Below are 13278 nucleotides of genomic sequence, written 5' to 3' on the forward strand. Positions count from 1 at the left end.
GTGGGAGCAAACTTCCCACCGTGATTTGTGGTGTGACTTGATTTTGTGGTCAATGCAAAAAACCTGTGGGAGCAAGCTTCCCACAGTGATTTGTGGTGCGACTTGATTTTGTGATCAACGCAAAACCCTGTGGGAGCGAGCTTGCTCGCGATGAGGCACTCCTGGGCAACATCATTTTCAGATTGGCAATAAAAAACCCGGAAGCTTCCACTGTCCGGGTTTTGTCATTCCAGCAGCAATCAGCGGTTAAACCGCTCCACCAACGAATACTGTGTATTCGCAGTCTTGGTCAGCTCTTCACTCAACAACGCCGAGTTCTGCGCCTGTTCCGAGGTCTGGTCTGCCAGTTCCGAAATGTTGCTGATGTTGCGGCTGATTTCTTCGGCCACGGCACTTTGCTCTTCGGTTGCGGCGGCGATCTGGGTGGTCATGTCGGTGATGTTGGCCACCGCTTCGCTGATCCCCACCAGTGCCTGGTCCGCTTCCAGTACCCGCGCCACGCCTTCTTCCGCCTGGCGATGCCCGGCTTCCATGGTTTGCACGGCAGTGCCGGCGGTTTGCTGGAGCTTGGCGATCAGCGCATGAATCTGCCCGGTGGACTCGCTGGTGCGTTGCGCCAGCTGACGGACTTCGTCGGCCACCACCGCAAAACCACGGCCCATCTCGCCGGCACGGGCCGCTTCGATGGCGGCGTTCAGCGCCAGCAGGTTGGTCTGGTCGGCGATGCCTTTGATCACGTCGACCACGCCACCGATTTCGTTGCTGTCCTTGGCCAGTTGGGTCACGGTCACGCCGGTTTCACCGACCACCACCGACAGGCGCTGGATGGCTTCGCGGGTTTCCCCGGCGATGTCACGACCACGACCGGTCAGGCGATTGGCTTCCTGGGTAGCGTCGGCAGTGCGTTGCACGTGGCTGGCGACTTCCTGGGTGGTAGCGGCCATCTGGTTGACCGCGGTGGCCACTTGCTCGGTCTCGACCCGTTGACGTTCCAGGCCGCTGGAGCTGTTGTGCGCCAGGGCATCGGACTGTCTGGCCTGATCGGTCAGGTGTTCGGCCGTGTCCTGCAGGCGCGTCAGGCAGGTTTTCAGGCGTGCTTCCTGACTGAGGATGGACATTTCCAGACGCGCCTGGGCGCCGCGACTGTCGGTGTACATCTGTGCGATCAACGGATCGGAGGTGGTCTGCTCGGCCAGGCGCAGCAAGCGCTTGAGGCCGCGTTGTTGCCACTGAAGGCCCATCAGGCCCAGCGGCACCGAAAGACCGGCCGCCAGGGCAAACCCCCAATGGGAGTTCAGCGACGCGCCGATCATGAAGCTCAATTGGCTGACCAGAATGAACGGCAGCCAGTCCTGCAGCATAGGCAGCCATTTATCCGAGGCGGGAACAGCCGACTTGCCCAGGTTGATGCGTTGGTAGAGCGCTTCGGCACGGCGGATCTGCTCGGCGGTGGGTTTGACCCGCACCGACTCGTAACCGATCACCTGATTGCCTTCAAAGATCGGCGTCACATAGGCGTTGACCCAGTAGTGATCGCCGCTCTTGCAGCGGTTCTTCACAATACCCATCCATGGCAAACCTTGCTTCAGAGTGCCCCACATGTGCGCGAACACCGCGGCCGGAACGTCGGGGTGACGCACCAGGTTATGCGGTGCACGAATCAACTCATCACGAGAAAACCCGCTGATCTCAACGAAGGCATCGTTGCAGTAGGTGATCATGCCCTTGGCATCGGTGGTGGAAATCAACCGTTGCTGAGCGGGGAAGGTTCGTTCGCGTTGTGTAATAGGCTGGTTGTTACGCATGGCGTTTTCAATCCGTGAGGCTTTGACAGGGTGTCGGCGGGGGAGGGGATTTGTTGAGTTTATTTTTCAAATGAGGGGCGAGAGGTCCATTTAAATGCGTATGGGAACAGATTTTTTCGCATTAGAGGTGCTCACCCAATAGGTAATTTCGCCAGCAGGAGTCCTCCAAAGCCTGCGTCTGACATTTACGCCGAGCACAGAGGCGAGATACGTCCGATGCCCGGATGCAGAAGTCGATGAGCGGTATAAATCGTGATCCATGGACCGCTTAGCATTAACCAATCTCGTGTTTACCGAATGATCTGTGGGATAATTCGACTTCGCTGAGTCGCAATCTAAGTAAGTGCTTTACATTCTTTGCACTCAAACTGAAACCAGGGAACATCATCGAGAGGGTGTAAATCCCTCCCGAAAATTATGGATAGGTTTTGATCATGGCTAATGGCCCTATTTTAATCACTGGGGGTGCCGGATTTATTGGTTCCCACCTGACAGACGCATTGCTTGCTAAAGGTTACGCTGTTCGGGTCTTCGATGACTTGTCGACCGGTAAACACTGCAATCTCCCGCTAAATAACCCTTTGCTTGAGTTGATTGTGGGCGATGTTGCCGATGCCGGTGCCGTTGCTCAAGCAATGGTTGGATGTCAGGCGGTTGCACATCTGGCTGCAGTGGCTTCAGTCCAGGCTTCGGTTGATGATCCGGTACGGACCCATCAAAGCAACTTCGTTGGCACGATGAACGTTTGTGAGGCTATGCGCCAAGCTAAAGTCAAACGCGTTGTATTTGCCTCGAGTGCAGCGGTGTACGGAAATAATGGTGAGGGTTTCCCAATCGATGAGGAAACACCAAAAGCGCCATTGACTCCCTATGCCTCGGACAAGCTGGCGAGCGAGTATTATCTCGATTTCTACCAGCGCCAGCATGCACTGGAGCCCGTAGTATTTCGTTTTTTCAATATTTTTGGCCCGCGCCAGGACCCATCTTCACCGTATTCCGGCGTAATCAGCATATTTAGTGAGCGAGCTCGGAAAGGACTGCCTATCACGATTTTCGGCGACGGTGAGCAAACCCGAGATTTCGTATACGTAGAAGACTTGGTTAACGTGTTGGTGCAAGCGATTGAGGTGCCACAGGTTGAGATAGGCGCAATCAATGTCGGAATGAATCGCGCGACGACACTTAACCAAATGCTCGATGCTTTAACTGAAGTATTGGGAGAGTTGCCACCCATCAATTATGGCCCGGGTCGCTCGGGTGACATCCGTCATTCGCGAGCGAACAACAAGCGATTACTCGAACGATTCAAGCTTCCTGAGCAGACATCGATGAGTATCGGATTGGCAAGGTTGCTGGGTAGCAATTAAAAACGCTTAGAGAGGCATCACCTTTGAGCTGGCTAGGTCTTCAGGCGACGTAGCCAGCTAATTCATAAGCCTCGATAGTTTCAATTAACAAAGAGTGGGAGCGCGCTGGTTCCCGCAAAACATCAGCTAGCGCTTCACGACGCCAGTTCGGAAGTCTTTTTGAACTTGGTGTTCCGATACCCCCGCCACGCCAGAATCACCAGCATGCCGCACGTCACGCCCGTGGCATTAGCCACCATATCGCCCCATGACGCACTGCGCAGCGGCATGAAGCTCTGTTCCAGCTCAATCACCATCGAGCCCACCAACGGCCAGAACAACAACCAGATCAACCGCGTGCCGGGGAACGCCAGATAGGCGCTCACCGTCAGGCAGGCAAAACCTGCCCAGTGATGCAGCTTGTCCTGGTTCTCGAACACCTGAGGCACCGGCTCACCGCGCATTCCGGCGAAAACCAGCACCAGCAAGATCACGAAAAACGCCAGTTTGGGCAGGGTTTGCAGGATTCGCTGCTTCATTCGGTGACCTTGTAGAAGTTGTTGTGGAACAGGTCGATGTTGCGACGCTCCGTCAGGGAATACAGCGAGTAGCTGCGCGCCAGTGCGGCACCACCGTCACGGGTCAGAGGCGTCCACGCCAGGCTGGCACGGCGGGTGGTGGAGCTGGCCATCAATTCGTCGAACGGAATCGAGAAGTAGATACCTTTGCCGAAACTACCTTCGCCGTACTCATCCTTGGTCGCATTGGTCAGCGTTACCCAGCCACCGAAACGCACGCCATTGTTGAATTCGCGAGACAAGTCCACGGTAACCCCGTAGTCGCCGGCCAGATAACGTCCAACGCTGACCGCGCCGAGAATGTCCTGGAACGAACTGCGATAGTAAAGCGTGGCATTACCGGTGACGGTGCTGTAGTCGCGCAAACCAAAGCCCTGATCGAATTCACGCTGCTTGACCCAGTTCATGTCCACACCCACGGCCCAGCGTTCGCCCATCGGACGATACAGCGCTTCGCCGCCGACACCGGCGAACATCGACTCCAGGTAGCCGCCGTACAGCATGCCGTAGAGGTCTTCATCCAGCTGTTTGACCTTGTTCATCTGGAAGGTCGGCATCGTCACTTCCGAAGTCGTCATGTACTGGCGCACGTCGGTACGCACACGCGGCAGACCGCTAGGTGCGTCGTACTTGAACTTGTCGAAGTTGTTCGCCAGGTTCGCGCTCAGGGTGCCGCTCCACCACAGGTCAGGCTTGAAGCGATACTCGCCGTTCAAGTCCGCACTGAGCTGGTACAACAGGAACCCGTCGGGGCCGCCGACGTTTTGCTTGTAGCCCAGACCCAAGCCATAGCTGAGCGGGTCAGGCTTTTGCTCGAACAGGGTCTTCTCCTGATGCGGTACCGGGACGTTCATCTCGGTCACCCGACGCAGGTCTTCCAGCGGACGATCCTCTTGCACCACTTCACGGAAGGTATCCCGCGGCAGGCTGACTTCCTCGACCGGCAGACTGTAGCGCGTGTCGACCATGGTGAACCAGTCGATCTCGTCGTTGACGCTGTTGTCCAGAATGCGCGAAGCGCGGCCCACGGCTTTCGGCGTGTAGAAATAACGGCCTTGCTCGCCATAAACAATGACTTCGGAATCCCGCTGGGTGATGCGCGAAACCGTGTAGCCCGCGTTGTTTTGCAGGCGCTTGGCGACGCCGGCCCACTGCACATCTTGCGGCGCGACCATGGGTTTGGTGTCGGACACAGGTTCAGGCTTCGGGTCGAAGCTCTTGGTCGGTGCCTTGCGGGTGGCAAAGTTGGTGTGCAGGGTGATGCCGAACATCGCGGTGTTGCCGCGTTCCCAGGCAGCGTTCAGATCGATCCAGTCGTTGGCTTTGAAGACGAAGCCGAGGTTGATTGGCGAGTCCTGGATCTGGTTGTTGTTCTGCGGCTCGTGCTGGTAGTCGTTGCCTTCGTATTCGAGCTTTAGAGACAGTGGGTCCCAGGGCGTTTGGTAAGTTACGCCGCCAAAGAAGGAGGGCGATCCGCGGAAGTACTGGTTGCCGTTGAAGTCACCTGCCTGACTATTGTTGGTAGTGGGACGTTCATCGAACTTGTCGTCGATCCAGCCCAACGGATTGTCCATGTCGCCACGATTGCCGATGTAACCCCATGCCAGGCCCAGGCTCAGGTCAAAATTGCCAAAGCGTTTGTTGCCGACAAAATATTCGCTGGAGAACAAGCCGGTACCACCAATGTCACGCGCACCCAGCGCCACTTGTGGCATCCAGTGAGACTCTTCGAGCAGGCGCACTTTGGCGTCGATTGCCTTGTCCTTATAGCTTTGGTTGCCACTCAACTCTTCCGAACCATAATCACGGTTAGAGATAGCGGTGTAGCGAAACGACCCCTCCAACCAATCAAACGGCTGAAACGACACGCTGTAACGACTGTAAGGATCGGTACGGTTAGCGTTCAGTGACAACTCGCCCGCAGGCGCCATACGCGCAGTAGGCGTTTGCAGCAGCCCCACACCACCAAAGTCATTCTGGGTATAACGCGGCTCTGCCACCGCCCACGTGCTGCAACCCAGCAACAAGCAAGGGATCAAGTGATACTTCATGGCTTCACCTCCAGCAACGGCTGGGTGGCAATGAAGGCAGCCAGTTCGGTATTCAGATCAGGCGTGGGATCGCCTTGTTTGCTGTTGTGCACCGGCACGTAAATGCGTGCGCCCGGAGCCGGAGGTACGGATGTGGTTTCGTTCCATAACGCCACGCCACCCTTGAACACCCGGCCGTCAGGCTGAATCACGAACAGCCAATCGGCGTCAGCGTTTGGATCGCGTGGGCAAGCCTTGAGATAGTCGATCGCAGCTTGTAACGGTTGGAACGGCAATTCGCACTCACCCAGTACTGCGCCTTCGACCCGAACCGTGGTTGGGCGAGGCGGGTAAAGCAGCACATCGCCGTCACTCAGGAAGCGGTTATTAATGCGGTTCAATTCAACCTGTACCGGATCAAGTTGGGCAACCTTGCGCCCGGTCACCGGCATGGCCTGCACCTTGTCGCGAAGACGTGCGGCAAGCGTTGCCAAACCAGCCTGATCGCCCACTAGCGCATTACTGTGCAAGGTCGACAGATCGAAAAGAACGCCGACTTTCAGGCTTTCTTGCGCATCACGCAGAGGCGCATGCAACCAGGCTGCGCCGAGCAGATAAGCCTTGGGACTCACCTGAGCCTCCAGCAGCACGTCATGCAGGCGCGTGCCGTCCACAATCGAGTAACGCCCGGGCTTGGCGGCATCGCCCTGCACCGTGACCAGCGAGTCGGCATTTACGGCAAAAGTCATGAGCAGGCTGCAGCAAAGCAGCCAGGAAGAGCGAAAAATCATTGCACTACCGGCTTATTCGGGCGCACTTGAACAATGCGTAGGGGCAATTCGGGGGTCAGGTGTTGCACGCTGGCCATGATAAAACCGTCGGCCGGGTCAACCCAATATCGGTTCTGCGCGGTGAAGCCCAGGCCGTCCATTGAGATCTCTTCGTCCACGCGCAATAACTCGACGTCGCGGTCGAGGATGTGCACGGTCTCCAGACCCTTCTTGTTGAAGCGACTGGTCACGCTGACACCCATTCGATAGCCGTCGGTAAAGTCCACCTGACGTCGGGTTTGCAAGTCATCGGGAATACGGTGCAGTCCGGTCTTGAACGGCGACACGCCGTCGAAGCGAGTGCCATCCAGATTGTCGTTGAAACCGACACTGCGAATGGCCAGGCCGTCCTCGAGCATCAGGATCTGGCGGGTCGAAGCCATCCAGAAGCCGACACCGTCCTGCAGACGCACCAAAGCCATCACCGCTTCACCCGTAGGCGCCTCGATGGTGATCTGGTAGTAAGGCGTAGCATCGACCTGCTGGCGTGTGAGTTCCAGAGGCTCAGGCCCTTCGAAAGCGGCTTTCAGCGTGTCCATGGAAGCGGTCATCAACGGGTTGCAGGCGCTCACCAGCAAGGAGGCCACCGATAGGGTGGCCAGTCGCAGAAATTTCACAAGAATTCCAAATCTTAGTTTTCGCTGCCCATGTCATCTTGAATAGCAACACCCGTACGCAGCAGGTTGGCAGTTGGGAAGACCTGGCTGATAAAGCGGTTCCAGCGGGTGACATCGGCCGGGCCGACATAAACCACATCCTGGGGCTTCAGTTTGAACTGCTGGGCAAGGGCAAACGCAGACGGCGACTTCAAGTCGATCTGGAACACCTTGACTGGGTCGTCTGCCAGATTCTCAACTCCACGGATTACATAAACCTCTTTGCCGCTGGAGGTTTCCTGACGTAGGCCGCCAACACTGCCAAGGGCATCGGTGAGATTCATATTGCTGCCCTTGAAAATAAGCGGACGGGCTGCAGTGACTTCACCCAACAAATAGACCTTTTTCTGGTCGTTGTAGGGCAGGTGCAATTGGTCGCCGTCTTTCAGGTAGAGATTGTGCAGATTCGAATTCTTGCGATTGAGCGCGTCGAGATCGATCAGGTATTCACGGCCGTCGCGCTTGAGCACCAGTCCGGAAATATCGGCAGTGCCGGTTTGTACTGAACCTTGGCCAACAGCGTCCAACAGGCTCAAAGGCGTGTTGGTGATCGGCAACTGGCCAGTTTTACCAAAGGCCCCCGAGAGAATCACTTTCTGACTGACAAAGCGCAGGATGCTGACATCCACTTGAGGTTCGGCAACCACCTTGGCCAGGCGAGAGGCAATGATCGAACGCAGTTCGTCAATGGTTTTGCCGGCCGCTTCGATGGTACCTACATAGGGATAGAAGAGCGTGCCATCCGGGCGAACCAGGCGTCCGTTTGCTTCAATTTGCTGCTGTGGACCGGACGGAGCAGTCAGCTCGGGGTGATCCCAAACGGTGATGTAGATCAGGTCGCCAGCACCAATCCGGTACTCGGCCGGTTGATAGCGCAGGAGCTCCGGGGCTACCACGTTGGAGTGGTCTGCCGCCGCTTCAATAGCGACCAGCTTCGGTGTAATCGGAACCAGCTCGATACGGCTGCTTTCTGGCGAACCTTCTCGTACCAGATTGCCCGTGTCCATGTGCTGACCAGGGGAAAATATGCAGCCTTGCAGGGTCAGGCCAACCAGCATGGCCAAAGGAAGCGCGCGATTCATTGTCGAAATTGCTCAAGGGAATAGGCAAAACAAAACCTCCCAGCGGGCTGGGAGGTTAGCGTATCGAACTTTAAGCAGGGGTCTGTTACCGAGTGGTACCAGTAGTGCCGGTAGTACCAGTGGTGCCGGTAGTACCTGGGGTACCGTCGTTACCGCCGCCGCCACCGCTGTTGGAAGCAGCAACACCGGCAGCGATTACGCCAGCGCCGATTGCCAGACCAGTACCGACGGTTACGCCGCCAGCGATTGGAGTGGACAGGGACAGGCCGGAAGTTGCGTCAGGCGCTGTAGCGGCGGTGGTAGGGGCTTTTGCAGGTGCGGTTTCAGCAGCCATCAATGGCAGGCTGATGGAGGTAGCGAGGGCGATGGCCAGTAGCTTTTTCATATTCATGCTCCTTGAAGGGATAATCCTTGGGGGTTATTGGACTAAGGGTATTTCAGTAGGTGTCTGAAATGCAAGTTAGAGCTGCTTAGAGGAAGGCTTTTTTCCGCTTTTTCTATTCAATTACATAAGTGAAGCATGTTTCTCAAGCGACTTCCGATTGCGCCAATTCAGTTATGACAGCGGCAAGCTCCAGGCGCCAGTCCGGTTGCGAAATACCTAGCTGTTCCCGCAATTTCGAGCAATCCATTACCGACCAGGCTGGCCGCTTCGCCGGCGTAGGATATTCAGCCGAATCGATGCCCCGTACTTGCGGTATTTTGGTTATTAAACCGTGCTGATGCCCTTGGCGGAAAATCTCCAGGGCAAATTCATGCCAGGTACAGGCCGGGGTACCGCTGAAGTGATAGGTGCCCCAGTGCAGCGAACCCAGATCACGGTACTGCATTGCCAGTGTCCACAAAGCGCGGGCGATGCTTGCAGCTGAAGTCGGGCAACCCTGTTGATCGGCCACGACACCCAACTGATCCCGCTCACGACCCAGTCGCAGCATGGTCTTGACGAAGTTGTTGCCTTGGGCTGCGAACACCCAGCTGGTACGGAGGATCATGTAGCGACTGCATTTTGCAGCCAACTCCAACTCACCCCCTAGCTTGCTCGTGCCGTACACCCCGGTAGGGCCTGTAGGATCGCACTCCCGATAAGGTTCGCGAGCATCACCGGCGAACACATAATCAGTCGATACATGCAGCACCGGGATACTCAGCCGCTCGGCGGCAACTGCGAGATGGGCGACGCCATCGCGGTTGACCGCCCAAGCGCGCTCCATCTCGCTCTCGGCCTTGTCGACCGCTGTGTAGGCTGCAGCATTGATGATCAGCTGTGGCTGTAGCTCGGCGATCACCGCGGCCACCCGCTCGGCATCGCTGATATCAAGTTCTGCCGAGCCCATTCCCACCGTGTCAAAACCTTGCGACGCCAAGCGCATCAGCTCGTGGCCAAGCTGACCTTGAGCACCTGTAATCAATACGCGCATGCTCAGTCCTCATTGCCCAGCAGTTGGCGCAGTGTGGGGTTGCACTGATCCTTGCCTGAAAGATTCGGGTTTTCGATAGGCCAGGGAATATTGACTTCAGGGTCATTCCAGATCAGCTCGCCCTCGTCCTCGGGATAGTACAGATCGGTGCACTTGTACTGAAAATCCGCAACCTCGCTGAGCACGCAGAAACCATGAGCGTAGCCCGGTGGTACCCAGAGCTGACGATGATTTTCATCGTTCAACTCGACGCCAACGAACTGACCACAGGTCGGTGAGTCGGGGTTGATATCCACCGCCACGTCATACACTGAGCCACGACTGACGCTGACCAACTTGCCTTGCGGGCGGGTGCGCTGAAAGTGTAAACCGCGTAGCACACCGCGCTGCGAGCGTGTGTGATTATCCTGCACGAAGGGCAACTCAATACCCAACTCGCGATAACGCTCGGTTTGAAAGCTTTCGAGAAAGAAGCCGCGCTGATCGCCAAACACTTTTGGCTCGATGATCAGGACGCCCGCCAGCGCTGTTTCAATGACCTTCATTACGCGAGTTCCTGCACCAGCAGACGCTGCAGATATTTTCCGTATCCGGTCTTGCTCAGCGCCTCGGCTTGGCTAGCCAACTGTTCGGCTGACAGCCAGCCCTGATGATAGGCAATCTCTTCCAGACAGGCGACTTTCAAGCCCTGGCGCGCCTCAACGGTGTGAACGAAGTGACTGGCTTCCATCAGTGAGTCATGGGTGCCGGTATCCAGCCACGCAAAACCACGCCCTAACAAACTCACATGCAAATCACCACGCTGCAGGTAAGCATTGTTCACATCGGTGATTTCCAGTTCGCCACGAACAGAGGGCTTTACCTGCTTGGCAATTTCCACCACCGAGTTGTCGTAGAAATACAAGCCGGTGACTGCATAGTTGGATTTCGGCGTCTTGGGCTTTTCCTCGATGGAAATCGCCTTGTTACCTGCATCGAACTCAACTACCCCGAAACGCTCCGGGTCACTGACGTGATAGCCGAACACGGTCGCACCGGTGCCACGACTGGCCGCCTCGTGGAGCATCGCACTGAAGCCGTGGCCATAAAAAATGTTGTCGCCGAGGATCAAGCAAACATTGCTGTCACCAATAAAGGCTTCACCGATCAAAAAGGCTTGGGCCAACCCGTCTGGTGAAGGTTGTTCGGCATAGCTGAGCTCAATACCAAACTCCGAACCATCACCCAGCAACTTGCGAAAGTTCGGTAAATCTTCAGGGGTAGAGATAATCAGCACTTCGCGGATGCCCGCGAGCATCAGCACCGACAATGGGTAATAGATCATCGGCTTGTCGTAAACCGGCAGCAATTGTTTGGATACGCCACGGGTGATGGGATGCAGGCGGGTACCGGAGCCACCGGCCAGGATGATGCCTTTCATATTAATGTCCTTAAAAAACGAATCAAATGTATTCCAGGGGGTGCCATTCCGCAGGATCGCTGCCACGGCACGAAGCGCTTGATTTAATGATCACTACCCAAGCGCCCCAATCGATAGTCCCCACTCAACACGCGCTGCCACCACTGGCGATTATCCAAATACCACTGCACGGTCTTGCGCAGGCCGGTCTCAAATGTTTCCTGCGGTACCCAGCCCAATTCACGCTCGATTTTCGATGCGTCGATTGCATAGCGCCGATCATGTCCCGGCCGATCCTTCACGAAAGTAATCAGCTCCTTGTAGGAGCGAGCTTGCTCGCGATTTGCCTCTAACGGCACCAACTCATCCAGCAACTCGCAAATGGCCTCGACCACCTCCAGGTTGCGCTTCTCGTTATGCCCACCGATATTATAGGTTTCACCTACTATGCCTTTGCTCACCACCTCGACCAGCGCCCGAGCATGGTCTTCCACATACAACCAGTCGCGAATCTGCGAACCATCGCCATACACCGGCAACGGCTTGCCCGCCAAGGCGTTAAGGATTACATGCGGCACCAGCTTTTCCGGGAAGTGGTGCGGCCCGTAGTTGTTCGAGCAGTTGGTGACCAGAACCGGCAGCCCATAGGTACGCTGCCAGGCGCGGACCAGATGATCCGAACTGGCCTTGGAGGCGGAATACGGCGAGCTGGGTGCATAGGGTGTGGTTTCGGTGAACAGGTCATCCGTGCCTTCCAGGTCGCCATACACCTCATCGGTGGAGATATGGTGAAAGCGGAATGCGCTCTTCTCCGTCGCCGGCAAGTCACTCCAATAACGGCGGGTCGCTTCGAGCAAGCTGTAAGTGCCGACAATATTGGTTTGGATAAAGTCAGACGGCCCGTCGATGGAGCGATCCACATGGGACTCGGCCGCCAGGTGCATCACCGCCGTGGGCTGAAACTCGCGGAACACCATATCGAGCGCAATGCTGTCGCAGATATCCACCTGATAGAAGCGGTAGCGTGACGAGGTAGCTACTGAAGCCAGCGACTCCAGGTTACCGGCATAGGTGAGTTTGTCGAGGTTGGCGATCTCCGTGACGGTACTGTCGATCAGGTGGCGAATTACGGCCGAGCCGATAAAGCCTGCGCCGCCAGTAACAAGAACGCGCATCATTGTTTCTCCGCGTAGGGACTATTCCAATAACCTTTGTACATGCCTAGTTTTTTCTTTAACCCAGTCGACAAGCGCTGCTCCTTTTGACCGAGCTTGTAAGCCAACAGCTTGCACGCATTACGCAGGATTGCTGAGGGCCAGTGATGAAGGCGGGACAGTCCGAGAAACTTCAATTCGGATTTCACATAGCGCAGGCCTTCCCCCCCCGCACCACCAAAGCGCTCGCGAATCCAAGGTTCTCTAGCATGGAATACTCCCATGTCGAAATAGCGTCGAAATTCTTCCATCAGTGAGTAGTTGTGTGAGTGCCGACAGCTGGCGTCCCCCGCATAGGCAACCTTCCAACCGCTTAACACCATCTTGGCTGCTACATACATGTCCTCAGCGAAGATTACGTGCTCAGGAAAACCGCTGACTGCTTGCAGGGCTCGACCGCGATAAGCCGCGAAGGAGTTAGACATGAAGGCTGTCTTCAGTCCTAGAACAGGAGCGTCCTCGAACGACTTGATTTGCGAGGTTCCAGGATAATTGAACAGCCTGGCATGCTGCGCCAAAGGTGATGCATTTAAGTGTGGTAACTGCCGGCCGCAAACCGCTCCGACTTGCTCATTTGCGAAGGGAGCTATCAAACGCTCTATCGCATTCGAGTCTTCCAAGTATGCATCCTGGGTCAAAAAAACATAAACATCGTAACCAGGATTTTGGTTCACCATGAGCTGCCGAGTGCCCCCATGATTGAACTGGCTGCTAGGGATGGTAATGACATTATTCAGCCGGGAGCGCGCTAGCTCACCAGTTCCATCCCGGGAGCTGGAGTCGACCACGTACAGGTCGAACTGGACGCTCTGATTATCGAGTGAGTCCAGAAGGCGAGTAAAATCGTCTAAACCGTTATAGGTGGGTACGATACAAGCGATACGTACTTGGTGTGTGTCATATGAAATCGTCATACGGCC

At 56.1% G+C, this 13278-nt stretch carries 13 protein-coding genes; 1 reads left to right on the forward strand and 12 read right to left on the reverse strand.

The annotated features are described in order from the left end of the window. Positions 1–239: 239 nt before the first annotated feature. Entirely contained in the window at positions 240–1805 is a 1566-nt protein-coding gene (locus tag AC1D1M_RS04770) for a methyl-accepting chemotaxis protein (protein WP_477774747.1), read from the reverse strand. Positions 1806–2239: 434 nt separating this feature from the next. On the opposite strand from AC1D1M_RS04770, the gene AC1D1M_RS04775 reads away from it, so the two are divergent. Then, positions 2240–3172 (forward strand): NAD-dependent epimerase/dehydratase family protein, encoded by a 933-nt coding sequence (locus AC1D1M_RS04775; protein ID WP_477774748.1) that lies wholly within the window; start codon positions 2240–2242, stop codon positions 3170–3172. Positions 3173–3306: 134 nt separating this feature from the next. Here AC1D1M_RS04775 and AC1D1M_RS04780 read toward each other — a convergent pair whose 3' ends face one another. The 11 genes from AC1D1M_RS04780 to AC1D1M_RS04830 form a co-directional block, all read right to left on the reverse strand. Then, entirely contained in the window at positions 3307–3690 is a 384-nt protein-coding gene (locus tag AC1D1M_RS04780) for a VanZ family protein (protein ID WP_477774749.1), read from the reverse strand. Beyond that, a complete protein-coding gene (locus tag AC1D1M_RS04785; protein ID WP_477774750.1) occupies positions 3687–5780 on the reverse strand; it encodes a YjbH domain-containing protein in 2094 nt (697 codons plus the stop codon). Before AC1D1M_RS04785 ends, AC1D1M_RS04780 begins: the two co-directional genes overlap by 4 nt. After that, a complete protein-coding gene (locus tag AC1D1M_RS04790) occupies positions 5777–6508 on the reverse strand; it encodes a capsule biosynthesis GfcC family protein (protein WP_477774751.1) in 732 nt (243 codons plus the stop codon). Before AC1D1M_RS04790 ends, AC1D1M_RS04785 begins: the two co-directional genes overlap by 4 nt. Before the next feature lie 38 nt (positions 6509–6546). Next, positions 6547–7206 carry a YjbF family lipoprotein gene (locus AC1D1M_RS04795; RefSeq protein ID WP_477774752.1) on the reverse strand — a complete coding sequence of 220 codons (660 nt, stop codon included), beginning with the start codon at positions 7204–7206 and terminating at the stop codon, positions 6547–6549. A gap of 14 nt (positions 7207–7220) precedes the next feature. Continuing rightward, positions 7221–8327 carry a polysaccharide biosynthesis/export family protein gene (locus AC1D1M_RS04800; protein ID WP_477774753.1) on the reverse strand — a complete coding sequence of 369 codons (1107 nt, stop codon included), beginning with the start codon at positions 8325–8327 and terminating at the stop codon, positions 7221–7223. An 85-nt stretch (positions 8328–8412) separates the two neighbouring features. Continuing rightward, a complete protein-coding gene (locus AC1D1M_RS04805) occupies positions 8413–8712 on the reverse strand; it encodes a hypothetical protein (protein WP_477774754.1) in 300 nt (99 codons plus the stop codon). Between the two features lie 142 nt (positions 8713–8854). Continuing rightward, entirely contained in the window at positions 8855–9745 is an 891-nt protein-coding gene (rfbD, locus tag AC1D1M_RS04810; protein WP_477774755.1) for a dTDP-4-dehydrorhamnose reductase, read from the reverse strand. Positions 9746–9747: 2 nt separating this feature from the next. Then, the gene (gene rfbC / locus AC1D1M_RS04815) at positions 9748–10290 is read right to left on the reverse strand and encodes a dTDP-4-dehydrorhamnose 3,5-epimerase (protein WP_477774756.1); all 543 of its coding nucleotides are present in this window, start codon (positions 10288–10290) and stop codon (positions 9748–9750) included. Further along, a complete protein-coding gene (gene rfbA / locus AC1D1M_RS04820; RefSeq protein WP_477774943.1) occupies positions 10290–11165 on the reverse strand; it encodes a glucose-1-phosphate thymidylyltransferase RfbA in 876 nt (291 codons plus the stop codon). The genes rfbC and rfbA overlap by 1 nt, the downstream gene beginning before the upstream one ends. Positions 11166–11248: 83 nt before the next feature. After that, entirely contained in the window at positions 11249–12319 is a 1071-nt protein-coding gene (gene rfbB, locus AC1D1M_RS04825; RefSeq protein ID WP_477774944.1) for a dTDP-glucose 4,6-dehydratase, read from the reverse strand. After that, complete coding sequence (locus AC1D1M_RS04830) at positions 12319–13272, reverse strand: glycosyltransferase family 2 protein (RefSeq protein ID WP_477774757.1); 954 nt, start codon at positions 13270–13272, stop codon at positions 12319–12321. Before AC1D1M_RS04830 ends, rfbB begins: the two co-directional genes overlap by 1 nt. Positions 13273–13278 lie beyond the last annotated feature (6 nt).

The sequence above is a fragment of the Pseudomonas sp. P1_F7 genome, assembly GCF_056405655.1.